We start from the raw sequence: 25,959 nt of genomic DNA, 5'->3' as shown, positions 1-25,959 counted from the left end.
CGGGGCTCACTGGCGCTGGCGGGACAGGCGCGGGTCCAGCAGGTCGCGCAGGCCATCGCCCAGCAGGTTCAGGCCCAGCACGGTCAGGGCAATCGCTGCGCCGGGGAAGACGGCCAGCAGCGGCGCCTGGAACATCAGGGTCTGGGCGTCGCTGAGCATGCGCCCCCAGGATGGCTGCGGTGGCTGGGTGCCCAGGCCCAGGTAGGACAGGGCGGCCTCGGCCAGGATGGCCAGGGCGAACTGGATGGTGGCCTGCACCACCAGCACGCCCAGGATGTTGGGCAGCACATGCTGCACGGTGATGCTCAGGCGGTGCTTGCCGCAGGCGCGCGCCGCCAGCACGTACTCGCGCGCCCAGATGGCGTTCGCCGAGGCCCGGGTGATGCGCGCGAAGGTGGGAATGTTGAAGATGCCGATGGCGACGATGGCGTTGACCATGCCTGGGCCAAACACCGCTGTCATCATGATGGCCGACAGGATGGCGGGGAAGGCGAAGGTGAAGTCCGACAGCCGCATGATGAGCTCTTCGGTCCAGCCGCGCAGGGCCGAAGCCAGCAGGCCCAGGGCCACGCCACAGACCAGGCCGATGCCTACGGCCACCAGGCCCACGGCGATCGAGCTGCGCGCCCCGACCATGATCTGCGACAGCACATCGCGGCCAAAGGCATCGGTGCCCATCCAGAACTGGGCGCTGGGCGCCAGCAGCTTGGCGTCCAGGTTCATCTCATAGGGGCTCCACGGCGTCCAGACGAAGGACAGCAGGGCTGTGGCGATCAGGGCCAGCGTCAGCGCGGCGCCCACCACCAGGCTGGGATGGTGCAGCGCGCGCTGCGGCCAGGCGGCGGTGGCGCTCATAGGTCGCTGGCCTTCACGCGCGGATCGATGGCCGCGTACAGCACGTCGACCACGAAGTTGACCACGATGACCATGGCGGCCAGCAGCATCACGCAGTTGCGCACCACGATCAGGTCGCGGTTGGCGATGGACTGGAAGATCAGCCGGCCCAGGCCGGGCAGGTAGAACACGTTCTCCACCACGATGGTGCCGGCCAGCAGGTTGGCAAACTGCAGCCCCATGACGGTGACCACCGGAATCATGGCATTGCGCAGCACATGGCCCCAGAGCACGGCGCGCTGGCTCAGGCCCTTGGCGCGTGCGGTGCGCACGAAGTCTTCACGCAGCACCTCCAGCACGGCCGAGCGTGTGATGCGGGCCAGGATCGCGGCCTGCACCACGGCCTGGGCGATGGCGGGCAGCAGCAGGGCTTGCAGCGCGGGCCAGAAGCCGCCGCCCATCTCGGCGCTCCAGCCGGGAAACCCGCCGGCCGAGAACCACTGCAGCTTCACGGAGAACAGCAGGATCAGCAGGATGGCAAACCAGAAGTTGGGGATGGCAATGCCCAGCTGGGCCAGGCCCATGGTGCCGATGTCGCCCAGCTTGTTGTGCTGCGAGGCGGCATACACGCCCGCCAGCAAGGCCAGCACGGTGGTCAGGGCCATGGCCAGGATGGCCAGCGGCAGCGTCAGCGCCAGGCGCTCCCCCACCAGCTCCCACACGGGCGAGCCATAGGCATAGCTGTTGCCCAGGTCGCCGGTGAAAAAGCCCAGCACCCAGTGGGCGTAGCGCTGCAGCGCGGGCTGGTGCAGGCCCAGTTGCTCGGCCATGGCGGCCACGGCCTCGGGGTCGGCATCGGGGCCCATCAGCACCTGGGCGGCGTTGCCCGGCAAGACCTCAAGCACGGCAAACACCACGACCGATGCCCCGAGCAGGGTGGCAATCAGCGTGAGCAGGCGTTTGGCGAGGAAAACACTCATGAAGGCAAGGCAGGCGAGGGGCGCGGGCCCCGAGCATAGCGGCAAATCCCACAGTGCAAAGCATGGACGTAGTGACCCCCTGCACGGCACTGGGGACAGGCGCGGGATAATCGGTGCATGTTGCCTGAGTTGACCCCCCCCGACCCCTGGGCCGCCGTGCGGGCCGAACTGTGCCCAGGAGGCGTGCCATGGCACTGATGATCACGGAAGAGTGCATCAATTGCGATGTCTGCGAGCCTGAGTGCCCCAACGATGCCATCTTCATGGGCGAGTTGATCTATGAGATCGACCCGCACAAGTGCACCGAATGCGTTGGCCACTTTGACGAGCCACAGTGCATGCAGGTCTGCCCGGTCTCCTGCATTCCGGTCAACCCGGAGTTTGTTGAAAGCCGCGACAGTCTGCTGCAGAAGTTCGAGCGCCTGCAGGCGCAAGCGCAGAAAATCTGACCCAGAAAATATCAGTCAAACTGGCTGCTGATGCTTACCAGTCAAGCGTCAGCAGCTATTTTTTTATTCCTTGATCGCTGGCGCACCGGCAGCGTCGTCGGGCGCCGGTTTGCGCGGTGGCTTGGGACGCGGTGGCTTGTTGGTGTTGATCTGGGCGATGGCTTTGTCCATCTCGCCGGCCACCAGCAGGGGCCAGGCCTTGAGGCTGCGGTCCAGTTGCTCGTGGATGGCCTGCCACTGGTCCTGGGGCGGCTTGCGCAGGACCCAGCCCGAGACCTCGCCCTTTTGCCCCGGGTGGCCGATGCCGACGCGCAGGCGCCAGTAGTCGGGGCTGCCCAGCTGGGCGTGGATGTCGCGCAGGCCGTTGTGGCCGCCGTGGCTGCCGCCTTGCTTGAGCTTGATCTGGCCGGGCTCGAAATCCAGCTCGTCGTGCACCACCAGCACCTCTTCGGGCCTGATCTTGAAAAAGCGCGCCAGGGCCGCCACCGACTTGCCCGACAGGTTCATGAAGGTCTGCGGCTGCAGCAGCCACACCGTCTGCCCCTGGACGTTGGCGCGGGCCGCCAGCCCCCAGTAGCTGCGTTCGGGCTGCAGGTGCACCTTGAGTTCCCGCGCCAGCCCGTCAATCCACCAGAACCCGGCGTTGTGGCGTGTGTCTTCGTATTCCGGGCCTGGGTTGCCCAGGCCCACAAACAGTTTGATCATGTGCGGATTATCCAATCAGGGCCGCGTGTGCCGCGCGGCCGTGCAAAACAAATGGCCCGCACAGGGCGGGCCATTGTTGGGGGACAGTCCGTCGGGACTGTCCGGCGCCAAGCGCAAGAATTACTTCTTGCCCTTCTTGGCGGGAGCGGCTGCGGCCACAGGTGCTGCCACGGCAGCTTCGGGCAGCTTCACAGCGACCAGCACGGGGTTCTTGTTCGAACCACGGGCAATGATCTTCACGCCAGCAGGTGCCTTCACGGTTTGCAGGCCGGGGATGATCTTCGAGGTCAGCTTGGACAGGTCCACAGTGATGAACTCGGGGGTCTTGGCGGGCGTAGCCAGCACGGACACTTCAGTGATCAGGGGGGTCACGGTGCCGTTTTCCACGGTCACGGCGGGCGATTGCTCAGCGCCTTCGTAACGCAGGGCCACCTTGGATTCGACCTTGGTGTTTTCGTCCACGCGCTGGAAGTCCACGTGCAGGATCGCGGGCTTGAAGGGGTGGTACTGCACGTCGCGCAGCACGGCCTTCACGACTTGACCGTCCAGGTCCAGATCCAGGATCGAAGTGTGGAAAGCTTCCTTCTTCAGAGCGTGGAACAGGGTGTTGTGATCGATTTCGATCTTTTGTGCGTCCTGACCAGCACCGAACAGGATGCCAGGGGTGTTGCCGGAAATACGCAGGCGGCGGCTCGCACCCGTACCTTGCAGATTGCGCGATGTTGCAGCGATTTGCATAACTAACTCCAATGTGAGTGGACCGCGACCAGTCCCACTCGGTTGATGACCAAAGCACAGGCTTTGGAAGAAACTCCGGAAAACGCAAGCCTCCCGAAGGAGGCTGTCACGGATCCCGAAGGAAAAACTTTAGTCCTGGAACAGGCTGCTCACCGAGTCACCGGTGGAGATGCGCTGGATGGTTTCCGCAAACAGCGGAGCCACGGACAGTTGGCGGATCTTGCTGCACGCCTGGGCGGCTGCACTCAGAGGAATGGTGTTGGTCACCACGACTTCGTCGAGCGCCGAGCCTTCGGTGATGCGCTGGATCGCAGGGCCGGAGAAGATGGGGTGTGTGCAATACGCATACACGTTCTTCGCACCGCGTTCCTTCAGCACTTCGGCAGCCTTCACCAGGGTGCCGGCGGTGTCGATCATGTCGTCCATGATGACGCAGTTGCGGCCATCGATGTCGCCAATCACGTGCATCACTTCGGACACGTTGGCCTTGGGGCGGCGCTTGTCGATGATCGCCAGATCGCAACCCAGTTGCTTGGCCAGTGCGCGGGCACGCACCACGCCACCCACGTCCGGAGAGACCACGATCAGATCGTCGTACTTCTTCTGGTTCAGATCACCCAGGAGCACGGGCGAGGCGTAGATGTTGTCGACGGGAATGTCGAAGAAACCCTGGATCTGGTCCGCGTGCAAGTCCATGGTCAGCACGCGGTTGACACCAGCGGCTTGCAGCATGTTGGCCACGACCTTGGCCGTGATGGCCACACGCGTGGAGCGCACGCGGCGGTCCTGGCGGGCGTAGCCAAAGTAGGGGATGACGGCGCAGATGCTTTGTGCCGAGGCACGCTTCAGCGCATCGACCATCACCAGCAACTCCATCAGGTTGTCGTTGGTGGGGGCGCAGGTGGGCTGCACCACGAACACGTCGCGGGTACGAACGTTTTGCTTGATTTCTACGGTGACTTCACCGTCGGAAAAACGACCAACATCGGCCGCGCCCAGAGACGTGCCGAGATGCTTGGCGATTTCTTCGGCCATGCCGCGGTTGGCATTGCCCGTAAAAACCACGAATTCAGAATTGTTGGATTGCATGAGCTTCCCAGTATTGGGTTTGCTTGAACGCATGAAGATATTTGGCAGGGGAGGAAGGACTCGAACCCTCGCATGCCGGAATCAAAATCCGGTGCCTTAACCAACTTGGCGACTCCCCTACACAGGTCAATTGTCGTTGATAACAACCAACCGGTAGCTTGACTACTCTGGTATCCAGTGAAACAAAGGATGTATTTCCAGATTCTTGCAAAGTTTGATTTGCCATCCGCGCGGTGCGTTTTGCAATTCAATTGCTTTGCTGGTTTGTGCAAACACTGCACTTCCTGAGCCAGTCATTGTAGCATGCAATCCCAGTGATTCCAGCAGCTGTCGCGCTTTTCTCACGTCGGGGCACAAGGCTTCAGCGACGGGCTGCAAGTCGTTATGGCCAAAACCGTAGTGATCTGCAGCAAAGTCTTCGATTCTAGCACGCTTTGTGTCGCGTGTCAGACTGGGTGCGGCGAAGATGCCTTGCGTATCCAAACCGGCTTGGGGCTTGACCACGATGAAATCGCTGGCGGGCAGCTGTGCGGCACCGGTGAGCGGTGCGATGTGTTCGCCAATGCCTTCCACCCAGGCATTCTGTCCATGGATGAAAAATGGGACATCGGCGCCCAGGCGTTCACCAATCCGTGCCAGTTCGGTGCGCGAGAGCTGCAGGTTCCACAGGCGATTGAGGGCCACCAGGGTGCTGGCCGCATCCGACGATCCCCCGCCCATCCCCGCCTGGGCAGGGATGTGCTTGTCGATCGCAATCCGTACACCCTGGGTGCAGCCTGTGGCGGCTTGCAGCGCCTGGGCGGCGCGGGTGCACAGGTCGTTGGCTGGAAGCGGCGGGGCCTCGGGGTTCAGGTCCTGGCGGGAGATCTGGGCACTGTGCGTGCGCTCGAAATGCAAACGATCTTGCCAGTCGATGAGCATGAACACCGACTGCAGCAGGTGGTAGCCATCGGCTCTGCGTCCCGTGATGTGCAGGAACAGGTTCAGTTTGGCGGGGGCCGGCACGTCATAAAAGGTGTGCATGGAGAGGGGCGGAAAAATGTCGCGAAAGAGGACTTGCCTCTTGGCTTATTCGGGTGTTTGTAGCAGCAGTTGCAAGGTGGCCGTGGGTGGTGGGCTCAGGCGCTGCGCTGTGATGCGGCCTTGCGCATAGCGGCTGAGGTCCACCTGCCAGCCTGGTGCGCTGGTCTGGAGGCCGCGCAGCCAGCCGAACAGGGCCTCCAGGGGCAGCGGTGTGCCCAGGCTGCGCTCCAGCAGCTCTTGTAGCGACGTCGATTCGGTGATGCGGTCCCCTTGCTGCAGGAGCGCCACACCCGGTTGCCACTCCAGCTTGGCAATCTGTGAGCCCAGGGGATTGAAAATGTCCAGCCGGCCGTTGTCCGGCGTGCCTTGCAGATGGAAAGAGGCGCTGAAGGAGCGCTCCGGAGCCAGCGGGTCGTGCACCTGCAGGCCCATGCGGCCCGCCCAGGCTTGCTGCTGCGGGCCGGACGCGGCGGGCGGTGGCGGGGTGCTGCAGCCTGCGAGCACCAACATGGCGCCCAGGGCCAGCATGCGGGCACGTCCTGCCAGGGGATGGGAAAGAACAGACATGGTGGGGCGCGGCATCAGGGCGTGACTTGCAGGCGTTCCAAGGTGGCGCGCAAGGTTTCGTTGTCGGCATCGCGCCGTTGCGCCTGGCGCCAGATGGTGCGTGCACGGTTGTGCTGGCCCAGGGTCCAGAGCACTTCTCCCAGGTGAGCGGCAATTTCCACATCGTCACGCACTGCGTATGCCTTTTCCAGCAGCGCCAGTGCCTGCGCGTGGTTGCCGGCACGGAACTCCAGCCACGCCAGGCTGTCGGTGATGAAGGGGTCCTCGGGGGCGTGGGACAGGGCGGTTTCAATCAGCTTGCGGGCTTCCGGCAGTCGAATGCCGCGGTCGGCCCAGGAGTAGCCCAGCGCGTTGTAGGCGTGGTAGTGGTCGGGGTGCTGTGCGATCAGGTCGAGCAGGATTTTCTCCATCACCTCCAGCTTGCCGGCACGTTCGGCCAGGATCGCGGTTTCGTAGGCGATGTCGGCGTTCCTGGGGGATTGCTCGTACAGGGTGCGTTGCAGCAGGTAGGCTTCCTGGGGCGCGCCGTTGTCCCGCAGCAGAGTCACTTCAGCCCGGCGTTTTTGCATTTCCTGTTCATCGCCATTCGCGGGAACGGCACGGATCAAGGCGCGGCCTTGGGCCAGCTTGCCCTGTTTGGCCAGGGCCTGGGCCTTGAGGCCTTGCACCGTCAGCGTTTGTGTCTCTTCCGGCACCTTGTCCAGCCATGCCAGCGCCTGGGGGTAGTCTTTCTGCTGCAGGGAAATGCGCCCGCCCAGCACATAGGCCTGGGTGAGTGCATGCGTGCGCGGCGCTTCGTTCGGGATCTGGAGCAACAGGCTTTCCAGGCGTTGCAGCGCCTGCTGCGCCTGCGGCCAGGCCGCGCGCTGGGCATGCAGGCTGGCCTGGGCCATCCAGGCATCGGTCATGTCGGGCTGTGCCTTGAGCAGGGGCGTCAGCTGCTTTTGCGCATCTTCCAGGCGCTGCTGCTCCATGAGCACGCGCACATAGGCCATCTGTATGGTCGGTGCGGGCTGGTGCTGCATGTAATCCTGGACCATTGTCTCGACGGACAGGCTGCCGGTTTCGAGCAGCTCCAGCGCCAGCAGTGCCGTGGCGCCATTGCGTGGGCCGAGGTCATAGGCCTGTTCCAGGGCCTGCAGTGCCAGGTCCTTCTGGCCGGCCGCCAGGCGCAGATGGCCAATCGTGGCCCAGGCTGCAGGCCCCAGGGCGGGGTCCTTTACATCGGGCTGCAGCGCCTGCTCGACCACGCTGGCTGCCATGGCCTTGTCGCTGGCACGGCTGTACAGCTGGGCAATCGCCAGATAAGTGGCGGGTTTGGAGGCTGCGGGGGTCCAGGCGACTTCGCGGGCCAGGTACTCCTGGGATTCGGAGACGCGATTGAGCATCAGCAGAATCTGGAGCATGTAGCGGTTGGCGTCGCGCGACTGCGGGAAGGCCTTGTACCACTCGTTGGCCACGATCAGCGCACGCTGGCCCGAGCGGGATTGCAGGGCCAGCTCGGCGGCCCGCTGGTACAGCTGCGCCGACTGGGTCTGGCGGGCGGCATCCATGAACAGCGCAATCGCATTGGTGGCATCGCCCCGGGAGGCGGACATCTCTCCGACCAGCAGTTCATAGAACAACTCCGCATCCAAGGCCGCGGCCAGGTCTGAGGCCGATGGCTGGTCGGGCTGCTGCGCGGGGGAGGATTTTCCTTGAGCGTGAGCCGGCACTGTTCCAAGAACAAGGGCAGGGATCAGGGCCAAGTGCCAAGTGCGGAGTGTGAGAACCATCGACCCATAATAATCCAAGCATTTCCCCCCTGTGAATGAATTCGACAGATGCCAGAACTTCCTGAGGTTGAAGTCACGCGCCGCAGCTTCGCGTCGCAAATCGCCGGTGCCCAGGTGCTGTCGGTGACCCTGGGCAAACCCCTGCGCTGGCCGCTGGGGCGTGCACCGTCCAGCCTGGTGGGGGCCCGGGTGCAGCAGGTGCGCCGGCGCGGCAAGTACCTGCTGATCGATCTGGACCGCGGCATGCTGATGGTGCACCTGGGCATGTCCGGCAGCTTGCGGTTCGCCACCCAGCTGCCCGCCGCACTGGGGCCGCACGAGCACTTCGACATGCAAACCGACCGGGGCACGCTGCGCCTGCACGATCCGCGCCGTTTCGGTGCCGTGATCGCCACGGACGGCGACAACGATCCGGTGGCGCGCAAACTGCTCGACGGGCTGGGCATGGAGCCGCTGGATGCGCACCACTTTTGCTGGGAGTCGTTCCGGGATGGGCTTGCGCGCAGCCGCACGCCCATCAAGCCCTTGTTGCTGGGGGGCAAGCTGGTGGTGGGCGTGGGCAATATCTATGCCTCCGAGGTGTTGTTTGCCAGCCGGATTGCACCCACCACACCGGCGCAGGCCATCAGCGCCATCAAGGCCCGCCGTTTGTTCCAGGCGATTCGCGACATCCTGGCCCTGGCGGTCGAGCGTGGCGGCACCACGCTGCGTGATTTCTCGAATGCGGATGGGCTGCCGGGACACTTCCAGCTGCAAGCCAAGGTCTACGGCCGCGAAGGCCAGCCCTGTGTGCAGTGTGGCAGGCCGATTGCCTTGTTGCGCCAAGGGCAGCGCAGCACGTTCTATTGCCCGCACTGCCAGAAATCCTAGGCAAAAGGGTCACATTCACCGGGCTCCCCGCAGGCGGGCTGCAGGTATATTGCATGCAGGCAGCACACAGACGTTGCGAGAGGGGATGATCGTGGGCCTTTCATTCGGCGAGCAATTTGATCGTTTTGGCCAATGGCGCAAGGGGTTTGCCGCTCAGATGGCCGGTTTCCGGGATTGGCTGGCGGCCCAGGACCTGCTGGATGCCGCCGTGCAGGACCACCTGCTGCGCCTGGAGCATCTGCTGCGCGGTGACAAGGTCTGTGTGGCCTTTGTGGCAGAGTTCTCGCGCGGCAAGTCCGAGCTGATCAACGCCGTGTTCTTTGCCCACTATGGCCGGCGCATCATGCCGGCCACGCCGGGGCGCACCACCATGTGCCCGACCGAGCTGGGCTACGACCCGGCCTTGCCCCCCTGCCTGCGGCTGCTGCCGGTGGAGACCCGGGCGCAGCCCTACAGCCTGGCGGAATGGCGCAGCCGGCCTTCGACCTGGGTGCAGCTGCCCATGGACGTGCACGACCCGGACCAGTTGGCCAGCACCCTGGCGCATGTGGCGCAGGTGTGCAAGGTGCCGGTGGAGGAGGCCAGGACCCTGGGCTTCTGGAGTGATGAGGCGGGCGCCGACAACCCCGTGCCCGATGAGCAGGGGCTGGTTGAGATTCCCAAATGGCGCCATGCCCTGCTGAACATGGCCCACCCGCTGCTCAAGCAGGGGCTGGTGATCGTCGACACGCCGGGCCTGAATGCCGTCGGCACCGAGCCGGAGCTGACCGTCAACCTGATCGCCCAGGCCCATGCCGTGGTGTTCCTGCTGGCGGCCGATGCGGGTGTGACCAAGTCGGACCTGGCCATCTGGCGCGAGCACCTGCTGCCCTGCCACCGCGAGGGCGATGCCCACCTGGTGGTGCTGAACAAGATCGACACCCTGTGGGGCAGCCTGGATTCCGGCACGGAAGTGCAGGCCCAGCTGAACCGCCAGCGTGCGCAGAGTGCGCAGATTCTGGGCATCGATCCGGCGCGCATCCTGCCGCTGTCGGCGCAGAAAGGCCTGATGGCCAAGATCGAGAGCAATGCCCCTCTGCTGCAGCGCAGTGGTCTGCCCTTGTTCGAGGACCTGCTGGCGCAGGGCATCCTGGCACACCGCCAGAGCATCCTGCGCAACGTTGTGGGGGCGGGTGTGACACAGTTGCAGGCCCAGGTGCAGCGCGCCATCCAGATCCGGCGCCGCGACCTGGACGAGCAGATGCTGGAGCTGCGCAGCCTGCGCGGCAAGAATGCCACGGTGATCCAGAGCATGCGCCAGCGCATCCAGCAGGAGCAGCGCACGTTCGAGGACAGCAGCGCCAAGATTCTGGCGGTGCGCACGGTGCACCTCAAGCTCATGAACCAGGCCTTCCAGCTGCTGGGCGCGACCTCGCTGCGGCGCGAGCTGGAGCAACTGGCTGGGGCACTGGAGCATTCCGGACTGAAGCTGGGGGTGCGCAAGGTCTATGCGGCCACGTTCGAGAGCCTGCGTGGCCTGGGACAGCAGGCCAAGGCCGCCGCCGGCGAAATCCAGACCATGCTCAGCGCCACGTTCAAGGAACTGAACACGGAGTTTGGCTTCTCCCTGCAATTGCCTGGTGACTTGCAGCTGCACGACTTCGACCGCGAGCTGGCGCAGATCGAGGAGAGCTACCTGCAGTACCTGGGATTCGGCCATGCGCTCAAGTTGGCGAACCCGCTGTTTGGCCAGCGCATGGTCAAGGCCCTGGGCATGCGGTTGCGCACTCTGTTCGAGTCCGCAGCGAATGACCTGGATTTGTGGAGCAAAAGCGCCACATCGCAGCTGGATGCACAATTGAAGGAGCGCAAGCGCAGCTTTGCCCGCCGCATCGAGGCGGTGGACCGCATCAGCGAAGCGGCCAGCGGCCTGATGGAGCGGATTGCCGAGATCGAGTCGGCGGAGCAGCAGCTCACCGCGCTGGAGCAGCGGTTGGCGCAGTGGATGCAGCAACTGCTGCAGCCGCCCGAGCCAGAGGTCACACTGACCGATGCCCCGGCCGCCGGTGTCTGAGGCTGCGTGCGCCCTGTGGCTTTCGTTCTCTGACCTGTTGCTTTCCCTTGAATCCCCCTCTCCCTCCTATCGCCACGGACGTGGTCCGCTGGCAGGCCAGCCATGGCCGCAACCACCTGCCCTGGCAGCAGACCCGTGACCCGTATCGCGTCTGGCTGTCCGAAATCATGTTGCAGCAGACCCAGGTCAGCACGGTGCTGGGCTACTACGAGCGTTTCTTGCAGCGCTTCCCGGACGTCGCCAGCCTGGCAGCCGCGCCGCAGGACGATGTGATGGCGCTGTGGAGTGGCCTGGGCTACTACACCCGGGCGCGCAACCTGCACGCCTGCGCCCAGGCGGTGGTGCAACTGCATGGCGGGGCCTTCCCGCGCAGCGCGGCCGTGCTGGCCACGTTGCCGGGCATCGGCCGGTCCACGGCGGCGGCGATCGCCTCGTTCTGCTTTGGCGAGCGCGTGGCCATCCTGGATGCCAACGTCAAACGGGTGCTGACCCGGGTGCTGGCCTATGGCGAAGACCTGTCCAGCAGCCGCAACGAAAAGGCCTTGTGGACCCTGGCAGAAGACCTGCTGCCGACGCAGGAGCTGGCCAGCAGCATGCCGCGCTACACCCAGGGCCTGATGGATCTGGGCGCCACCGTGTGCCTGCCGCGCAACCCGTCCTGCCTGGTGTGTCCGTTGCAGCCGCATTGCCGCGCCGCACAGCAGGGCGCGCCGCAGGCCTACCCGGTCAAGACCCGCAAAACGCGGCGCAGCACCCAGTCCTGGTGGCTGCTGGTGCTGCGCGATCCGCAAGGGCAGTTGTGGCTGCAGCGCCGCCCTGTCCAGGGCGGGGAGACCGGCATCTGGGCCGGGCTGTTCAGCCCGCCGGTGTTTGCCAGCGCCCCGGCGCTGGAGGACGGCTTGGAGACCCTGGCCCTGCCCGTGGCCCGGCGCGAGGACTGGCCGGCGCAGCTGCATGTGCTGACGCACCGCGACCTGTTCCTGCACCCGGTGGTGGTGGAGCTGGCCGAGGGCCGCCTGCCCCTGGACTCTGCGGAGCTGGGCGCCGGGCAGTGGCAGTCTGCAGTGGACTGGTTGCAGCAAGGCCTGCCGGCACCCGTGCGCAAGCTGGTGGAGGCCATTGCCGCCGGTTAGCTTGAAGCGGCCGACTGTGCCTGCGCAGTGGCAGGGGCGGTGCAGGGGTATGAAAAAAGGAGCTGTTAGTGCTTGTTTTTAAAGGCATTCAAATACAAAAGTATTTGAACTGCTTGTGAATCGAGCGCGAGCAGCTCTTTTTTTTGTTTAGAGTAGCTGTGGCGCCTCGGGCACCGGAGCGGCGGCGGCTGGGCCGCGGCTGTCCATTTCGCGGTGGCGGCGCAGCGTGGTCCATTGCGCCTGGTAGCGCTGGGCCAGCTGTTCCACCAGGTAGACGGAGCGGTGCTGGCCGCCGGTGCAGCCGATGGCCACGGTGACGTAGCTGCGGTGGTTGGCGTTGAGGGCCGGCAGCCAGTGGTCCAGGAACTGGGCGATGTGCGTCTGCATCGCCGCCGCGTCGGGCTGCTGGCGCAGAAAGCGCTGCACCGGCTCGTCCATACCGGTCAGGGGGCGCAGCTCCAGGTCGTAATAGGGGTTGGGCAGCATGCGCACGTCGAACACGTAGTCGGCATCGACCGGGATGCCGTGCTTGAAGCCGAAGGACTGGAACACCAGCGTCATCTGGTTGGCGGGCGCCTGGATCAAGGCCTTGACGTAGCTTTGCAGCTGCGAGCCGCGGATGTTGCTGGTGTCGATCACGTGGGCGTACTCGCGCAGGTCGCCCAGCAGCTCGCGCTCCTGCTCGATGATCTCCACCAGGGCCTGGCGGCCGTCGGGCAGCTTGGACTGGGACAGTGGGTGGCGGCGCCGGGTCTCGGAGAAGCGGCGCACCAGGGTGCTGGTGGAGGCGTCCAGGAACAGCACGTGCAGGTGCACACCCGAGGCCTTGAGGCGCTGCAGCTTCTCCAGCTCGCGCGGCAGATCGGGCAGGCCTGCGGCACTGCGGGCGTCGATGGCGATCGCCACGCGGTTGCCATGGTGCACGTGCTGCAGGCGCACAAAGTCGGCCAGCAGCTCGGGCGGCAGGTTGTCCACGCAGTAGTAGCCCGCGTCTTCCAGGGCGTGGAGTGCGACTGACTTGCCGGAGCCCGACATGCCGGTGATCAGCACAATTTCCAAATCCGTCATAGCCTGCCTTTGCGTGATCGAGGGGTTTAGGGGGTGTGGGCGGCCTGCAGCAGCATCTCGCGGGCGTGGGCCATGGTGGTGTCGGAGATCTTCTCTCCGCCCAGCATGCGCGCAATCTCGCACTCACGCTGCGTGGCGTCGGTGGGTGTGACCGAGCTGCTGGTGCCGCCCTTGTCACGCTTCTTGGCGACCACGTAGTGGTGGTCGGCGCAGGCGGCCACCTGGGGCAGATGGGTGACGGCCAGCACCTGGCGGTCGCGCCCCAGGGCGCGCATCAGCTTGCCCACGGTTTCGGCCACGGCGCCGCCGACGCCGGAATCCACCTCGTCAAAAATCAGCGTGCCGGCCTGGCCCAACTGGCTGGTGGTGACGGCAATCGCCAGCGACAGGCGGGACAGCTCGCCGCCCGAGGCCACCTTGCCGATCGGCTTGGGCGTGGCGCCCGGGTGGCCGGCCACCAGGAACTGCACGCTGTCCACGCCGTGGGGGCTGGGCTCGGTCAGCTTGTCCAGCTGCACCTCGAATTTGCCGCCCTGCATGCCCAGGCCCTGCATGGCCTGGGTGATGGCGCGCGACAGCTTGGGCGCGGCCTTGGCGCGCTGCTGCGAGAGCTCGCGGGCGGATGCCTGGTAGGCCTCGTGGGCGCGTTGCTCCGCCTGGCGCAGGCGGCCGATGTCGACCACCGCATCCAGCTGGCGCAGCTCGTCGCGCCAGGACTGCAGCAGGCCGGGCAGCTCCTCGGGGGTGCGCTTGTAGCGGCGCGCCAGCTGCATCCACAGCGACAGGCGCTCGTCCAGCTCGGCCAGCTTGTCGGGGTCCAGCTCGGTGCGTCGCAGATAGATCTGCAGCGAGTGCTGGGCGTCGTTGATCTGTGCCAGGCTGGAGGCCAGCACATCGGCGATCGCCTGGAACTCGGGCTCCAGGTGCTCCTTGTCCTGCAGCATGTCCTGCGCGCGCCCCAGCGGGCCGCTGATACCGGCCTCGTCATCTTCCAGCAGGAACAGGGCGCCCTGAGCCGTCTCCAGCAGCGCCTGGGCATGGGACAGGCGCGTGTGCTGGGTGTTCAGCTCGTCCCATTCGTCGGCGCCGGGGCTGAGCTTGTCCAGCTCGCCGATCTGCCACTGCAGGCGCTCGCGCTCGCGCTGCACGGTGTCCTGGGCCGCGATCGCATGCTCCAGATTCTTGGCGGCGGCGCGCCAGACCATCCAGTGCTGGCGCAGCGCCTGGGTGCTGACGCCGGCGTAGGCATCCAGCAGCTCGCGCACCGCGTCGGCCCGCGTCAGGCTTTGCCAGGCATGCTGGCCATGGATGTCCAGCAGGGCCTCGCCCAGGCCGCGCAGCTGCGTGGCAGTGGCGGGCGCACCGTTGATCCAGGCGCGGCTGCGGCCCTGGGTGTCGATCACGCGGCGCAGCAGCAGGCTGTCTTCCTGGGCAAAGCCGCCTTCCTCCAGCCACAGCTGCAGTTGGGCGGGGCAGTCGAATTCGGCGCTGATGTCGGCCTGGCTGGCACCCTCACGCACCACGCCGGTGTCGGCGCGGCTGCCCAGCACCAGCTGCAAGGCATCGATCAGGATCGATTTGCCGGCGCCGGTCTCGCCCGTCAGCACGGTGAATCCGGTGTGCAGATCCAGGTCGAGCTGCTGCACGATGACGAAGTCGCGCAGTGCAATCCGCTTGAGCGCCATGTTCAATAGCCCCCTTCGTTCCAGCCCAGCTTCTTGCGCAGCGTGGAAAAGTAGTTCCAGCCCACGGGGTGCAGAAAGTGCACGCTGTAGGCCGAGCGGCGCACGTAGATGCGGTCGCCGTGCAGCAGCGATGCCAGCGACTGCATGTCGAAATTCGCGCTGACATCGCGGCCGCCGACCACTTCCATCATCACTTCCGTCTGGTCGGACAGCACGATGGGGCGGTTGGACAGGGTGTGTGGCGCAATCGGCGCCATTAACCAGGCCGGGATGGATGGGTGCATCAGCGGACCGCCGACGGACAGGGTGTAGGCCGTAGAGCCAGTGGGCGTGGCGACGATCAGGCCGTCGGCGCGCTGGTTGGACAGAAAGCGCCCATCGACTTCCACGCGCAGTTCCACCATGCCCGAGGTGCCGCCGCGGTTGACCACCACGTCGTTCATGGCCAGGGCCTCGAACACGCACTGCTCGTTGCGCACCACGCGCGCGTGCATCAGCGGGCGTGCATCCTCCTCGTACTGGCCGTGCAGCATGGGCTGCAGCACATGCTGGTAGTCGTCCAGCGCAATGTCGGTGATGAAGCCCAGGCGCCCCTGGTTGATGCCGATCAGCGGGGTGCCGTACCGGGCCAGGTGGCGGCCGATACCCAGCATGGTGCCATCGCCGCCCACCACAATGCCCACGTCGCAATGCCGGCCCAGGCCATCCACATCCATGCTGGGCAGGCGCTGGTGCAGGCCGGTGTGCGCGGCGGTTTCCGCCTCCACGATGACTTCACAGCCCTGCGTCTGCAAAAAGTCGGCAATGTCCTGCAAGACCTCACGGGACTGGGCCGTGGAAGCGTCGGAGGCGGTGGAGGCTTGGTATTTCCCAACCAAGGCAACGTGGCGAAACTTGGACGTCATAAAGGAAATTACATCATTAAAATCTGTGCATGCTCGATGAACGTGCCAAGTTGTTGTTGAAAGCGCTGGTCGAGCGCTACATTGCCGACGGCCAGCCGGTGGGGTCGCGCACTTTGTCGCGCGCCTCGGGCCTGGAATTGTCGCCCGCGACCATCCGCAACGTGATGTCCGACCTGGAGGAACTGGGCCTGATCGCCAGCCCCCACACCTCGGCCGGACGTATTCCCACCGCCCGCGGCTACCGCCTGTTTGTGGACACCATGCTGACCGTACAGCAAGGCAGCCTGGTGACGCCGGCCCTGGCGGCCGAGCAGCCGCAGAAGGTGATTGCGAATGCGGCGCAACTGCTGTCCAACATGTCCCAGTTCGTGGGCGTGGTCATGGCACCGCGCAGCAGTTCGGTGTTCAAGCACCTGGAGTTCGTGAAACTGTCCGAACGGCGCGTGCTGGTCATCATCGTCTCGCCCCAGGGCGATGTGCAAAACCGTGTGATCTTCACGGATGCCGATTTCTCCTCGACCCAACTGCTGGAAGCCTCCAATTTCCTGAACGCGCATTACGCCGGCCTGGACATCGAGCAGGTGCGCGAGCGCATCAAGCAGGAGGTGGAACAACTGCGCGGTGAGGTGGCCCAGTTGATGCAGGCCGCCGTGAACATCAGCGCCGAAGCCATGAGCCCCGGCCTCCAGGACCAGGTCATCATTTCCGGCGAGCGCAACCTGCTGTCCGTCAGCGACTTTTCCAGCGACATGGGCAACCTGCGCCGCGCCTTCGACCTGTTCGAGCAAAAGACCCAGCTGCTGCACCTGCTGGACTTCTCCAGCAAGGCCGAGGGGGTGCGCATCTACATCGGTGGTGAGAGCCAGGTGGTGCCGTTCGAGGAGCTGTCGGTCGTGAGTGCCCCCTACGAGGTCGATGGGCAGGTGGTGGGCACCCTGGGGGTGATCGGCCCGACGCGCATGCCTTACGACAAGATGATCCAGATTGTGGACATCACTTCCAAGCTGGTCAGCAATGCGCTGAGCCACCACCGCTAGCCGTTACAATGCGCAGGCTTTGCGGGCCCGGCCATGGGTTGGCAAGCCCGGTTGGGGCGTTAGCTCAGTTGGTTAGAGCAGGGGACTCATAATCCCTTGGTCGTCGGTTCAAGTCCGCCACGCCCTACCAATAATATCAACGGGTTACGAGAAATCGTAGCCCGTTTTTCGTTGGGACTGTCAACGAAGTGTCAACAGGGGCGCGTCCTTCTGTCCTGTTTGTAGCTAGGCTTTTTTGCAGCTTTTCCTCTTGGTACCATCGTCTAAAGGAGGGGGTATGGCGAGGTCAAAAGATAATTTGCTTGTGCTCATTGATGGAGGCTTGGTTGAAGCGAACTTGGTTACGGCTTCAATTCCTGCTGACTCTGTCGGGCCCGCGCATAAAAAGCACCATTACGCTCTCTCGAATGGCCAGCGCATTGTTTATGGCTGGACTAAGGCGGAAGCGTGCAAGATGCTTATCGATCAGGCCAATGAGCTTGGTTGGATCGTGCTGCAGCCTCTGAACGAGCCTGTGCCTGAGACGCTTAGAGGCCAGACAAAGGATTGAGCTTTATGACTTCACGCAGATGGTCTGGTGCCAGGTGTGCATAGCGCATCGTCATAGTTAAGTTTGCGTGCCCCAGGCTTCTTTGAAGAACCAAAATGTTCCCGCCATTCATCATGAAGTGAGAGGCAAATGTGTGCCTGAGAACGTGTGTCAGTTGCCCTTCTTGCAAATCGATTTCGGCGCGATCAACAGCCTCTCGAAACGCCGAGTAGCAAGGTGAGAAAAGCTGCAGCCCTGTTTCAAGCTTGTTGTGATGGGCTTGAATCTCATGTTCAAGTTCAGAGCTGATCGGAAGTATGCGCAGCTTCCCAGACTTGGTTCCGGCAAACTGAATCTGCCCATTTCTGACATGCCTGGCCTCTAGCTTCTCAGCTTCGCCCCATCGAGCACCAGTTGAGAGGCATATTTTTGCAACCAAAGAGGCGTGACGATTCCTTCCTTCCTGCAGAGCTGCTAGCAGTCGCTTTATCTGCTCTTTGGTCAGGTAAGAGAGTTCGCGCTCTTCTACCTTGAACTGCCTAAGCTCTGCCAGGGGGTTAGGTTTGTTCCACTGGCCCAAGCGCTTAAGTTCATTGAAAACTGAACGTAAGTAGGCATGTTCGCGATTGACGCTATTTGGGGCAATACCTGCTTCTAGTCTTTGGGCGCGATAAGTCGCAAATGTATTTACCGAAAACCTGTCTGCTACAGGGTTGCCCATTGCTGCGCAGGCAAGCTTTAAACGCCCGTATGTGTTGGCTGCAGCTTTGAGCCCGGATCCATGATGTATGTACCAAAGTTCGATCAGCTCGCTCAACTTGCGAGTGTCGCGGCGCTCTGGCTGCCAGTCGGCATCTTGGTTAACTTGAGTTTTTAGCCATGCCTCCCAGGCCTTCGCTTCAGCCTGCGTTCTGAAACTCTTGCGAAAACGTTTGCCACCTCGACCACCAGGCTGAACATCTACCAGCCAGCCAGAGTCAGTTTTCTTTATTGTCATTTCTTTGCACGGAAGAACAGCTCGAACATGGATTGGTGAGCAGTGCGGTCGTCGGAGCCCAACATAGGTGTGCGCCGAGGTTCGTCAGTCATGCTGTGCTTGGTAGCTGGTGTCGTGGCCTTCTGCAGCAATTCGGAGCGATCTTGTTCACGTCGCTGCCATAGCTTCTGGAGCTTCTTGTATTCCTCTGATGTGGACAGCTCGTAGGCCTTTTCAATCAGCGGACTTGCAATCCAGTGTGCAAGTGGATGTATTCGCTCAACCGCATACATCCGCTGCTTTTCATCTTCGATATCAACATTCGCTTCTGCATACAGCTTGTCTGCAAGTTTCAGGGATTGAGTGAAATAGTCATTTGTCGTCTCTCCGTCTGAGTACAGGCGCTCGGGAAAGGTCAGTGCTGTTTGTGGCGCGACGTGTCCGTTCACTGCATCTGTGATTCCTGTTGCAAGCCAGAACGCGTACTTCGGGTAGAGCTTGCAGATGGCCGCAAACATGTCTGTTGTAGGCCGTTGCCTCCTCGCAAAAGCTTTTCTCCATCTTTGGGCTGATATGCCTGTCACTTCTTCGAGTGACTGCCAGTAGCCGTGGTGCTCTCCGTCTTCCTTCAGCAAAAGAATTAAGCGGTCTTCAATAGTTGTTGACATAGCTCTGCCTTAGCAATAGAGTCTTAAACTTACAAATCGTCCAAATAAGACGAATTGGAGGTTAAAGAACATGAGTCTCGATCAATCTTATCTGCCATTGGGTGCTGCTGTGTGTAGTCCCCTGATGACGCGTGAAGCTTTCGCTAATGCAATCGGTTTGCCTGTCGGCGTGCTCATTGCTCAGGCTGATCGCGGTTACTGGCCACAGATGAAGGTAGGTCGTCGCGTCTTTATCAATGTTGAGGCGGTGCGCGTCCTGGCTGCGGCACGAGCACAAGAGGCTGTGCTGTGAGAGCCAGTTGGATGACAAAGCAATCCTCTTTTTTCTCCCGCAAGGCGGGGCGGAAAGATGCTCCTTCGGCACAGCTTGATTTCTGGCCCGAGCTACGTACTCGCACTGTGGTCACCTTGGGTCAGCTGTTGGAGGTTGTTAAGCCCAATCAGGCGGCGGCGCTTGTCGAGCCTAAGAAGTGCCTGGGCGTCTGCCCGCAGCGTAGCGAGGACAGCCGCCCAGGCGCTTCGCGCCGCATATCCCCCCCGAGTAACACGGGGATGAACAAATGAAGCAGAGCTACCAGACCGATGAACGCCTGGTGCTTGAAGGCAAGAAGGTCAAAATTCTTTGTGCCGAGCGCGCCGCACATGCAGATGCCGGTGTCATCGTGGATTACTTCCGTTGTACCGTGCAGCGTGAAACGCTGTTCGCGGCCCAGATTCCCAGCAAGGGTGAGCTGATCGTGGATGGCCTGCAGCTCGACAGCGAGATCGTGCAAGACCTGGCGGTGCATTTCGCCAAGCTCCTGGGCTTTCTGCCTGGTGAAGCCCGGCCAGGCAGGGACTACTACGACCACTCGTACACCATCATCAATGAACACGGCAAGGAAGTAGCTAGCGTCAGCGGTGGTGGTGTCAGCCAGCGCGGTACCTTCTGCTTCACCGTGAAGGGCGAAGGCTGCACTTTCGGCCAAGCAGGCTGGGAACAGCGCCTGTATGACTTCTTCCTGCCCTTGCAAGGCAAGGTGACCCGCATCGACCTGGCCCGCGATTTCTTCGATGGCAAATATGGGTTCGATGCAGCCTATGAGGCCTATCAGAACGACGAATTTTCCTACCGTGGACGCAAGCCATCGTTCGATGACGCCGGTAGCAAAAAAGGGTTTGCCTCCACCTTCTATGTGGGCAAGCGCGACAGCGGAAAGATGTTCCGTGGCTACGACAAAGGCCACCAGTTCAAGCTGCTGGACGATCCCTGGTGGCGTGCCGAAGTCGAGCTGCGCAGTGCAAACCGGGTCATCCCTCTGGAAACGTTGATCCGCCCGGCCTCTTTCTTTGCCGGAGCCTACGGCTTCACGGCCCGCATCCTGGAAAACGTCGAACCCCAGGCCATTCCCACGCTGCAAAAAGTTGCGGAGTCTTCCGTCGAACGCACGGTGCGCTGGTTTGAACGCACCGTCGCCCCATCCCTGGTGCATCTCTCCCTTGCTGCCGGCTTCGACTGGTTGATGGACATCGCTGAAAACCAGGCGCATCGGCCACTCCCGAAATCACTCAATGGCATTTCCCTGGAGGCTATGCAAGCGGGCATACGCAAGTCCCTCAAACGCTTTTCTTCCACGCCTCCCGAACCGGCCGGGCTGGCAACTATTTAACGCCGGAATTAAAGAAACATCATGAAATTTTCGACCCGCATCACTGTGACAGGAATTAAAGGCTCCAAGGGGAAGCTGGAAAGTGGCCAGGAGTACGACAGCACCAAAATTTATGTGCAGACGGAGCTGGATGACTCGAAGGGAATGGGCAAAGGCACTGCGTCAATTGAGTACGGCTTTGGCTCCAGCGACGAATATCACAAGTACAAGCATCTTCCTTTTCCTCTCGACTGTGATGCTGAGATGGAAATCGTCACCAACGGCAAGACACAGAAGACGCAAATCGTCTCGCTGCGTCCGCTTGAATTGACCAAGCAAGCGAAGGGTGCCTGACATGGACTACCGCCCTTGCTGGTATGTCCAGTCAACAGATGACGGTGCCTTTCTTGCGCCGGACGGCGAGGGTGGTGTCATTACTCAGAGCCTGCTGGCCCACGCCGTGCCCTTTGATACCCGTGAAGCAGCCATACATGCCGCTGTCGATCACTTCGATGGCCGTGCTTCGCTGATCCAGCTCTACCAGCCACTGAGCTGCGAGGAGTTCGTGCAGTGACCAAGGCATTTGTCCTCTATTGCGAAATGCCACACAGCATTGAAACGGGCGAATGCCAACAGCACCACCGTAAAGAGCTAGCCATCGACTTGCAAGCTCTGCAGCAGGTCAGCAGCTCGGCTCCTTCACTCGACTCAGGCGTCGCTGCACAGGCCTTTGGCATTGGCTTTACCACTGTCCTGATGTGTTTTGTTTTCGCACGGATGGTCGGAGAAATTTTGCGGCTCATTCGACACGGGTGAACTGCACCGTCGAGCGGGCGGTTCCCGCTCAATCAACTTTAGAAAGAACTTCGCATGAAGAAGAAATTCAATGTCACCAAGGCAGCTATTGCAGCTGTTGTGACCTCGGGCCTGGCAGTTGTCAGCGGTACTGCTGCCGCACAAACCACAGGGATTGACCTGAGCCCTATCACGGGGGTTTTCAAGGCGGAAGACGTGATTGCGGCAGTGATGGCCGTTGCAGCCGTCCTGGCGATGGTTTACGCAACCATGTGGGCCGCAAAGATGGCCCTGCGCTGGATTCGTGGCGGCTAACCAGCGCACCACGCATTGAGTGAACCGGGCGGGCCTGATCACCCCGCTCGTTTGTTTTCTGGACGGGAGTTTTTGATGACTTCGCTTTGGTATTTGTTCATTTTTGCATGGGGCATCGTGTGTGCTTTGGCAATCATCAAGGGGCTGGAATGAATCTCTTCAAATCCTGGCTGATCGCCAAGCTATCTCTACTGCTAATGCTTCCAAGTGCTGCTTGGTCGCAGGCGCTTCCTAATCCGCAGCCGGAGCAAGTCAATCGTGCGGTTTCAGGCGTTTTGCAAGATTCCATGCGGACGCGTGGCTTTGCTGCAAATGATCCTCGGTTTGGGAACACGATTGCAAGAATCAGCCCGGCATTAACTGGAGTAGCTGGAACAACTGCAGCAGCGGTGACGGTTGGAGCTGTTACCGCCCCTGCATGGGCAACGGTCGCTCTGGCTGCGGGTATTGGTGCTGTGGTTACCTTTGCTGTTAGCTTGGGGCTGGATGCATTGGTTAAATGGCTCTTCAGCGACGGAAAAATCGATGAGCATTCAGGCGCACTGTCCCCTGCTAATGTGCCGGGCACTTTCTTTGGTAATGATGTGTGGTGCACCAATCAAGGCGGTGGGGGCTGCGCTGCATCTGCAGAGGCCATGGCTGCGCAAACTGTATCGAATCTAGGGCAGTCGGCTGTGTCAGGTAGCTACGATGCATCTGGTGGCGTTTACACGCTCAAGACCAACACCGGCTTATCTATCTATGTGAGTAAGGGAAGGGGCGCTGTGAGCTGCCCGGGCGGTCACTACTACAAGGGTAGCCAATGCGTTCCGCTGACCTTCCCAGGTGATTCCATTCGAACCGGTTTAAGCCCCGCAGAGGCCATTAAAGGGTTGCCTGAGAGCGACTTGAACAAGCAGCTAAACCCTACGCTTCTCGCGGCTCTGGCGAACCGTGCTTGGCAGCAAGCCGCGCAGCAGCCCGGATATGACGGGCTGCCGTACCCGCAAAGCAACCCCATCACGTCTACGGAGGCTGCTCGCTGGGCACAAGCGCATCCCGAATACTGGCCAACCGTACGTGACTTTGTGCGCCCGAATCCCGTGACGATGGGCAACCCCAACCCATGGGCATTGCCATCAAACCCAACGGCTCCGGAGCTGACGCCTTCGCCACAACCAAATGAAGGGACCACCAACCCGGCCAAAGATCAACCACAAGTCAATCTCGGCCCTGATCCTGCAATCGGTGCCCCGACGCTGGAGCAAATCCCAACGGCACAGCAAATCGCCGAACCGATCTTGCAGCTTCTGCCTGAGCTGCGTCATTTCGAAGTTCAAGGGGTAACGGGTGTTTGTCCTCGGCCAACGATTGATCTGTACGGGCCGATCGTGATCGAAGCACACTGCAAGCTGATTGAGGACAACAAACATATCTTGCAAGCTGCAATGGCCTTTGCGTGGGCTGCAATGGCCCTGTTCATTGTGCTTTCGGCGTGAGGGCTTGACCATGTTTGGCATTCTTCTTTCCGCTCTCAACTCCGTCTTGGTTTGGGTCTTCCGATCCCTGTTGATCAAGTTCGCACTTTTCTTTGCTCTGTACTTCATCACCAGCGAGTTTGTCGGCTTCATTGCGGCCCTGGTACCCAGTGGCAGTGCCATTAGCGGGTCACTCTCCGGCATCACAGCGGGGACATGGTTTTTTCTAGATGTGTTCCAACTTCCAATGGGGCTATCGCTCGTGGTGTCGGCCTATGCGACACGCTTCATCATCCGCCGCATGCCGGTGATCGGATAAGTCATGCCCATCAACACCTATACCGGTCTGATGGGTTCTGGCAAATCGTATGAATGCGTGTCCTCGGTGATCGTGCCTGCCGTCAAAGCAGGGCGTCGCGTGGTCACCAATGTGGATGGCATCGACAGCGATGCGATCCGCGCCTACTGCCATGAAAAATTCGGCATGCCGATGGAACAGCTCGGCGAAGTCGTGCATTGCACCAACGATGATGTGCCACAGGCCAGCTTCCTGCCGCATGGTCAGGACGTAGACACCTTCTGCCAGCCTGGCGACATCATCTGCATCGACGAGGCTTGGCGCTTCTGGGGTACTGACTGCAAGCTGCTGCCTGAGCACAAGGTGTTCTTCCGTGAACATCGGCACTTCGTGCACCCCGACACCAAGGTCAGCTGCGATCTGGTGCTGATGGTGCAAGACATCAGTGATTTACATCGAACACTTCGTGTGGTGGTCGAGGTCACATTTCGCACGACGAAGATCAAAACGCTGGGCTGGAACAAAACCTATCGCGTTGAAATGTGGGAAGGCTACAAGCTCACTGCTAAGGGGCGAGTGTCGGTAGAGGTGAAGCGCTACAACCCGAAGATTTTTCCGCTGTACAGCAGCTATGTGGGAGGGGCTGGCAAGGAGCTGCAGGTGGACAGCCGCCAAAGCGTTTTGCGCAGTCCAAAGGTCTGGATTGGAGCTATCGGCGTAGTCATCATATTCGGCTTCAGCATGTACTTTGTCATCGACTTTTTTAGCGCCTCGCGCTTTAAGAAAAAGGCAGAGTTAGGACAGCCAGGTTTGACTTCTGCGGCACCCGCGCCCTTGGCAAAAAAGCCTGAAGCGACGACAGCGGGTGCTACGGGGGCAACAAGCGCCGTTTCCTCAATCTCCAACACATGGCGCCTTGTCGGCTCGCTGCAGGCCCAGGGCAAGCATTTCATCGTGCTTGAAGGGCAAGGTGGCCGCATTCGTTTGGAGCACCCATCAGCGTTCATGAATGCGGGGGGCGCTATGGTGGGAGAGATCGACGGCCAGCGCATAACCGTGTGGAGCGGTGCTCGACCCACAGCAGGAGCCAAGCCATGAAGCAGATGCGCACATGCATAACCGCAACATGGTTGGCTGCATCGCTGTTTTTTCCGGTATGTGCTGCGCCCATAACGGCCAGCTTTGATCTCCAGGCGGCCAATGTGTCCGAGGTGCTCCAACTTCTCTATGGCGAGGTCATGAGCACGCCTTATGTGCTCGATCCCGAAGTGCTGAGCGATACCCGTTTGGTGTCCTTCCGGTTCAAACATGGACAAGGTGATTTGCAGGCCTTTGTAGGCGGCTTTCTGGAAAGCCTTGGCTACACCGTGGAGCGCAAGGGTGGGGTGGATTTCGTACGCAAGCGCAAGGCCGAAGAGACACCACCGCCCGAAACACGTTTGCATCTTTACCGACCGCAATACCGCGACGTGGCGTACCTGGCGCGTGTGCTAGCACCTCTATTCAAAGGCTCGTTCTCGGTGAATCGTAGTGTCCGCGCTTCAGGGCAGTCCATGCCTGAAGGGAATGTGCCCAGTGGCTCTGCAGCCTCATTGATAGACCAAGATGCCGAAGTACTGCTCTTCTCAGGCGCGCAGCCTGAGATTGAAAAGCTGCAAGAGCTGCTACCGCAGGTCGATATGGCCACGGGTGAGGTGCTGGTGCGTGGCGTGGTCTATGAGGTCAGCCGTACCGACAAATCCGGCTCAGCCTTCGGCCTTCTGGCGAACCTGCTTGGCGGCAAGCTCAACCTGGGGATCGGCTCGGGCGTAGGCAATCTGGGCAACTTCATCCAGCTCAAGAACACCGCGCTCGATGCCGTGTATTCCATGCTCGAGACGGATAGCCGGTTCAAGGTGATTTCGTCGCCATCGTTGCGCATTCAGTCCGGCACGCGCGGCGTGTTCAGTGTCGGCCAGGAAGTGCCGGTGCTGGGGGCGCTGTCATTCCCGCAAGGGGCTGGCCAGGCCGTGCAATCGGTCGAGTACCGCAGCTCGGGCGTGATCTTCGATATCCGGCCCACGGTGCGCGATGCGGTGATTGACCTAGCGATCAGCCAGCAGCTCTCGGACTTCGTTAAGACCACCACGGGCGTGAACAACAGTCCGACATTGACCAAGCGTGAGCTGAAGACCACGGTGGGCCTGCAAGACGGCGACGTGATCGTGCTGGGAGGGCTGGCCGAGAATAAAGACACTCAAACGCGCGATGGGCCGTCTTTCCTGCCTAGCTTTCTGCACACCTCGGGCAAGGAGGTCAGCACCTCAGAAATACTTTTGGTGCTCCAGGTGCAGCGACTGTGACCAAGCGGCTCTTCGGGATCTTTTTTATTCAGAGTATTGC

General features: G+C 61.8%; 28 protein-coding genes and 2 tRNA genes. 16 read left to right on the top strand and 14 right to left on the bottom strand.

The annotated features are described in order from the left end of the window. Positions 1-6: 6 nt before the first annotated feature. Positions 7-855 carry an ABC transporter permease gene (locus FYM52_RS04805; protein WP_154163280.1) on the bottom strand — a complete coding sequence of 283 codons (849 nt, stop codon included), beginning with the start codon at positions 853-855 and terminating at the stop codon, positions 7-9. Next, positions 852-1,814, bottom strand: a complete 963-nt coding sequence (locus FYM52_RS04800; protein ID WP_154163279.1) for an ABC transporter permease — start codon at positions 1,812-1,814, stop codon at positions 852-854. Before FYM52_RS04800 ends, FYM52_RS04805 begins: the two co-directional genes overlap by 4 nt. Positions 1,815-2,002: 188 nt before the next feature. Here FYM52_RS04800 and FYM52_RS04795 point away from each other — a divergent pair, with 188 nt between their 5' ends. Next, positions 2,003-2,263, top strand: a complete 261-nt coding sequence (locus FYM52_RS04795; RefSeq protein WP_043380097.1) for a YfhL family 4Fe-4S dicluster ferredoxin — start codon at positions 2,003-2,005, stop codon at positions 2,261-2,263. Between the two features lie 63 nt (positions 2,264-2,326). Here FYM52_RS04795 and pth read toward each other — a convergent pair whose 3' ends face one another. The 7 genes from pth to FYM52_RS04760 form a co-directional block, all read right to left on the bottom strand. Further along, positions 2,327-2,968: an aminoacyl-tRNA hydrolase gene (gene pth / locus FYM52_RS04790; RefSeq protein WP_154163278.1), complete on the bottom strand. Its 642-nt coding sequence runs from the start codon at positions 2,966-2,968 to the stop codon at positions 2,327-2,329. Between the two features lie 120 nt (positions 2,969-3,088). After that, positions 3,089-3,706 carry a 50S ribosomal protein L25/general stress protein Ctc gene (locus FYM52_RS04785; RefSeq protein WP_154163277.1) on the bottom strand — a complete coding sequence of 206 codons (618 nt, stop codon included), beginning with the start codon at positions 3,704-3,706 and terminating at the stop codon, positions 3,089-3,091. A gap of 129 nt (positions 3,707-3,835) precedes the next feature. Further along, entirely contained in the window at positions 3,836-4,795 is a 960-nt protein-coding gene (locus FYM52_RS04780; RefSeq protein WP_042416873.1) for a ribose-phosphate pyrophosphokinase, read from the bottom strand. Positions 4,796-4,837: 42 nt separating this feature from the next. Then, positions 4,838-4,914 (bottom strand) — tRNA-Gln (locus tag FYM52_RS04775). Positions 4,915-4,957: 43 nt separating this feature from the next. Beyond that, positions 4,958-5,818: a 4-(cytidine 5'-diphospho)-2-C-methyl-D-erythritol kinase gene (gene ispE, locus FYM52_RS04770; RefSeq protein ID WP_154163276.1), complete on the bottom strand. Its 861-nt coding sequence runs from the start codon at positions 5,816-5,818 to the stop codon at positions 4,958-4,960. A gap of 45 nt (positions 5,819-5,863) precedes the next feature. After that, on the bottom strand, positions 5,864-6,385 hold the full coding sequence (locus FYM52_RS04765) for an outer membrane lipoprotein LolB (protein WP_154163275.1): 522 nt from the start codon (positions 6,383-6,385) through the stop codon (positions 5,864-5,866). Positions 6,386-6,399: 14 nt separating this feature from the next. Further along, positions 6,400-8,010, bottom strand: coding sequence for a tetratricopeptide repeat protein (locus FYM52_RS04760; protein WP_238826123.1), 1,611 nt, complete (start codon positions 8,008-8,010; stop codon positions 6,400-6,402). A 198-nt stretch (positions 8,011-8,208) separates the two neighbouring features. Here FYM52_RS04760 and mutM point away from each other — a divergent pair, with 198 nt between their 5' ends. The 3 genes from mutM to mutY all read left to right on the top strand — a co-directional run bounded on the left by mutM (position 8,209) and on the right by mutY (position 12,216). Continuing rightward, a complete protein-coding gene (gene mutM, locus FYM52_RS04755; RefSeq protein WP_154163274.1) occupies positions 8,209-9,030 on the top strand; it encodes a bifunctional DNA-formamidopyrimidine glycosylase/DNA-(apurinic or apyrimidinic site) lyase in 822 nt (273 codons plus the stop codon). A gap of 91 nt (positions 9,031-9,121) precedes the next feature. Next, a complete protein-coding gene (locus FYM52_RS04750; RefSeq protein WP_162524651.1) occupies positions 9,122-11,083 on the top strand; it encodes a dynamin family protein in 1,962 nt (653 codons plus the stop codon). A gap of 47 nt (positions 11,084-11,130) precedes the next feature. Next, a complete protein-coding gene (gene mutY / locus FYM52_RS04745) occupies positions 11,131-12,216 on the top strand; it encodes an A/G-specific adenine glycosylase (RefSeq protein WP_154163272.1) in 1,086 nt (361 codons plus the stop codon). Positions 12,217-12,363: 147 nt separating this feature from the next. Here mutY and rapZ read toward each other — a convergent pair whose 3' ends face one another. The 3 genes from rapZ to FYM52_RS04730 are packed head-to-tail and all read right to left on the bottom strand — an operon-like array spanning position 12,364 to position 15,874. Further along, positions 12,364-13,284 (bottom strand): RNase adapter RapZ, encoded by a 921-nt coding sequence (gene rapZ, locus FYM52_RS04740; RefSeq protein ID WP_042416857.1) that lies wholly within the window; start codon positions 13,282-13,284, stop codon positions 12,364-12,366. A 26-nt stretch (positions 13,285-13,310) separates the two neighbouring features. Continuing rightward, positions 13,311-14,969, bottom strand: a complete 1,659-nt coding sequence (gene recN / locus FYM52_RS04735) for a DNA repair protein RecN (RefSeq protein ID WP_154163271.1) — start codon at positions 14,967-14,969, stop codon at positions 13,311-13,313. Between the two features lie 2 nt (positions 14,970-14,971). Further along, complete coding sequence (locus FYM52_RS04730) at positions 14,972-15,874, bottom strand: NAD kinase (RefSeq protein ID WP_042416851.1); 903 nt, start codon at positions 15,872-15,874, stop codon at positions 14,972-14,974. 29 nt (positions 15,875-15,903) lie between these two features. Between FYM52_RS04730 and hrcA the strand changes: the two genes are divergently transcribed. Both hrcA and FYM52_RS04720 read left to right on the top strand, forming a co-directional pair. Beyond that, the gene (gene hrcA, locus FYM52_RS04725) at positions 15,904-16,911 is read left to right on the top strand and encodes a heat-inducible transcriptional repressor HrcA (RefSeq protein WP_154163270.1); all 1,008 of its coding nucleotides are present in this window, start codon (positions 15,904-15,906) and stop codon (positions 16,909-16,911) included. Between the two features lie 53 nt (positions 16,912-16,964). After that, a tRNA-Ile gene (locus FYM52_RS04720) sits at positions 16,965-17,041 on the top strand. A gap of 397 nt (positions 17,042-17,438) precedes the next feature. On the opposite strand, the gene FYM52_RS04715 is transcribed toward FYM52_RS04720, so the two are convergent. Both FYM52_RS04715 and FYM52_RS04710 read right to left on the bottom strand, forming a co-directional pair. Next, positions 17,439-18,437, bottom strand: a complete 999-nt coding sequence (locus FYM52_RS04715) for a tyrosine-type recombinase/integrase (protein WP_154163269.1) — start codon at positions 18,435-18,437, stop codon at positions 17,439-17,441. After that, positions 18,434-19,084: a hypothetical protein gene (locus FYM52_RS04710; protein WP_154163268.1), complete on the bottom strand. Its 651-nt coding sequence runs from the start codon at positions 19,082-19,084 to the stop codon at positions 18,434-18,436. The genes FYM52_RS04715 and FYM52_RS04710 overlap by 4 nt, the downstream gene beginning before the upstream one ends. Before the next feature lie 70 nt (positions 19,085-19,154). Between FYM52_RS04710 and FYM52_RS04705 the strand changes: the two genes are divergently transcribed. From FYM52_RS04705 to FYM52_RS04660, 10 genes are all read left to right on the top strand, one after another. Further along, a complete protein-coding gene (locus FYM52_RS04705; RefSeq protein WP_154163267.1) occupies positions 19,155-19,376 on the top strand; it encodes a hypothetical protein in 222 nt (73 codons plus the stop codon). Positions 19,377-19,644: 268 nt separating this feature from the next. Continuing rightward, on the top strand, positions 19,645-20,733 hold the full coding sequence (locus FYM52_RS04700; protein ID WP_154163266.1) for a replication initiation factor domain-containing protein: 1,089 nt from the start codon (positions 19,645-19,647) through the stop codon (positions 20,731-20,733). A gap of 21 nt (positions 20,734-20,754) precedes the next feature. Continuing rightward, positions 20,755-21,066 carry a hypothetical protein gene (locus tag FYM52_RS04695; RefSeq protein WP_154163265.1) on the top strand — a complete coding sequence of 104 codons (312 nt, stop codon included), beginning with the start codon at positions 20,755-20,757 and terminating at the stop codon, positions 21,064-21,066. Between the two features lies 1 nt (position 21,067). Next, the gene (locus tag FYM52_RS04690) at positions 21,068-21,286 is read left to right on the top strand and encodes a hypothetical protein (protein ID WP_154163264.1); all 219 of its coding nucleotides are present in this window, start codon (positions 21,068-21,070) and stop codon (positions 21,284-21,286) included. Next, on the top strand, positions 21,283-21,528 hold the full coding sequence (locus FYM52_RS04685; protein WP_154163263.1) for a hypothetical protein: 246 nt from the start codon (positions 21,283-21,285) through the stop codon (positions 21,526-21,528). The genes FYM52_RS04690 and FYM52_RS04685 overlap by 4 nt, the downstream gene beginning before the upstream one ends. 54 nt (positions 21,529-21,582) lie before the next feature. Next, positions 21,583-21,822: a hypothetical protein gene (locus FYM52_RS04680; RefSeq protein WP_154163262.1), complete on the top strand. Its 240-nt coding sequence runs from the start codon at positions 21,583-21,585 to the stop codon at positions 21,820-21,822. A 149-nt stretch (positions 21,823-21,971) separates the two neighbouring features. Next, positions 21,972-23,300 (top strand): hypothetical protein, encoded by a 1,329-nt coding sequence (locus FYM52_RS04675; RefSeq protein ID WP_154163261.1) that lies wholly within the window; start codon positions 21,972-21,974, stop codon positions 23,298-23,300. A 10-nt stretch (positions 23,301-23,310) separates the two neighbouring features. Continuing rightward, the gene (locus FYM52_RS04670; RefSeq protein WP_154163260.1) at positions 23,311-23,598 is read left to right on the top strand and encodes a DUF2523 family protein; all 288 of its coding nucleotides are present in this window, start codon (positions 23,311-23,313) and stop codon (positions 23,596-23,598) included. Positions 23,599-23,601: 3 nt separating this feature from the next. Next, the gene (locus tag FYM52_RS04665; RefSeq protein WP_154163259.1) at positions 23,602-24,675 is read left to right on the top strand and encodes a zonular occludens toxin domain-containing protein; all 1,074 of its coding nucleotides are present in this window, start codon (positions 23,602-23,604) and stop codon (positions 24,673-24,675) included. Beyond that, positions 24,672-25,919 (top strand): type II secretion system protein GspD, encoded by a 1,248-nt coding sequence (locus FYM52_RS04660; protein ID WP_238826122.1) that lies wholly within the window; start codon positions 24,672-24,674, stop codon positions 25,917-25,919. The genes FYM52_RS04665 and FYM52_RS04660 overlap by 4 nt, the downstream gene beginning before the upstream one ends. The last annotated feature ends 40 nt before the right edge of the window (positions 25,920-25,959 follow it).

It is taken from the genome of Comamonas sp. CAH-2 (assembly GCF_009668305.1).
GTDB lineage: Bacteria > Pseudomonadota > Gammaproteobacteria > Burkholderiales > Burkholderiaceae_C > Comamonas > Comamonas aquatica.
This window is presented reverse-complemented; position numbering and strand designations above follow the sequence as displayed.

What these genes read in the sequence shown, in the direction of transcription:
- ispE (WP_154163276.1), bottom strand. Translation starts at nt 5,818, where the DNA reads ATGCACACCTTTTATGACGTGCCGGCCCCCGCCAAACTGAACCTGTTC.
- FYM52_RS04785 (WP_154163277.1), bottom strand. Translation starts at nt 3,706, where the DNA reads ATGCAAATCGCTGCAACATCGCGCAATCTGCAAGGTACGGGTGCGAGC.
- pth (WP_154163278.1), bottom strand. Translation starts at nt 2,968, where the DNA reads ATGATCAAACTGTTTGTGGGCCTGGGCAACCCAGGCCCGGAATACGAA.
- FYM52_RS04795 (WP_043380097.1), top strand. Translation starts at nt 2,003, where the DNA reads ATGGCACTGATGATCACGGAAGAGTGCATCAATTGCGATGTCTGCGAG.
- FYM52_RS04675 (WP_154163261.1), top strand. Translation starts at nt 21,972, where the DNA reads ATGAATCTCTTCAAATCCTGGCTGATCGCCAAGCTATCTCTACTGCTA.
- mutM (WP_154163274.1), top strand. Translation starts at nt 8,209, where the DNA reads ATGCCAGAACTTCCTGAGGTTGAAGTCACGCGCCGCAGCTTCGCGTCG.
- FYM52_RS04705 (WP_154163267.1), top strand. Translation starts at nt 19,155, where the DNA reads ATGAGTCTCGATCAATCTTATCTGCCATTGGGTGCTGCTGTGTGTAGT.
- FYM52_RS04700 (WP_154163266.1), top strand. Translation starts at nt 19,645, where the DNA reads ATGAAGCAGAGCTACCAGACCGATGAACGCCTGGTGCTTGAAGGCAAG.
- FYM52_RS04670 (WP_154163260.1), top strand. Translation starts at nt 23,311, where the DNA reads ATGTTTGGCATTCTTCTTTCCGCTCTCAACTCCGTCTTGGTTTGGGTC.
- FYM52_RS04690 (WP_154163264.1), top strand. Translation starts at nt 21,068, where the DNA reads ATGGACTACCGCCCTTGCTGGTATGTCCAGTCAACAGATGACGGTGCC.
- hrcA (WP_154163270.1), top strand. Translation starts at nt 15,904, where the DNA reads ATGCTCGATGAACGTGCCAAGTTGTTGTTGAAAGCGCTGGTCGAGCGC.
- FYM52_RS04695 (WP_154163265.1), top strand. Translation starts at nt 20,755, where the DNA reads ATGAAATTTTCGACCCGCATCACTGTGACAGGAATTAAAGGCTCCAAG.
- rapZ (WP_042416857.1), bottom strand. Translation starts at nt 13,284, where the DNA reads ATGACGGATTTGGAAATTGTGCTGATCACCGGCATGTCGGGCTCCGGC.
- FYM52_RS04730 (WP_042416851.1), bottom strand. Translation starts at nt 15,874, where the DNA reads ATGACGTCCAAGTTTCGCCACGTTGCCTTGGTTGGGAAATACCAAGCC.
- FYM52_RS04765 (WP_154163275.1), bottom strand. Translation starts at nt 6,385, where the DNA reads ATGTCTGTTCTTTCCCATCCCCTGGCAGGACGTGCCCGCATGCTGGCC.
- FYM52_RS04805 (WP_154163280.1), bottom strand. Translation starts at nt 855, where the DNA reads ATGAGCGCCACCGCCGCCTGGCCGCAGCGCGCGCTGCACCATCCCAGC.
- FYM52_RS04710 (WP_154163268.1), bottom strand. Translation starts at nt 19,084, where the DNA reads ATGTCAACAACTATTGAAGACCGCTTAATTCTTTTGCTGAAGGAAGAC.
- FYM52_RS04660 (WP_238826122.1), top strand. Translation starts at nt 24,672, where the DNA reads ATGAAGCAGATGCGCACATGCATAACCGCAACATGGTTGGCTGCATCG.
- FYM52_RS04780 (WP_042416873.1), bottom strand. Translation starts at nt 4,795, where the DNA reads ATGCAATCCAACAATTCTGAATTCGTGGTTTTTACGGGCAATGCCAAC.
- FYM52_RS04800 (WP_154163279.1), bottom strand. Translation starts at nt 1,814, where the DNA reads ATGAGTGTTTTCCTCGCCAAACGCCTGCTCACGCTGATTGCCACCCTG.
- FYM52_RS04715 (WP_154163269.1), bottom strand. Translation starts at nt 18,437, where the DNA reads ATGACAATAAAGAAAACTGACTCTGGCTGGCTGGTAGATGTTCAGCCT.
- FYM52_RS04680 (WP_154163262.1), top strand. Translation starts at nt 21,583, where the DNA reads ATGAAGAAGAAATTCAATGTCACCAAGGCAGCTATTGCAGCTGTTGTG.
- recN (WP_154163271.1), bottom strand. Translation starts at nt 14,969, where the DNA reads ATGGCGCTCAAGCGGATTGCACTGCGCGACTTCGTCATCGTGCAGCAG.
- FYM52_RS04665 (WP_154163259.1), top strand. Translation starts at nt 23,602, where the DNA reads ATGCCCATCAACACCTATACCGGTCTGATGGGTTCTGGCAAATCGTAT.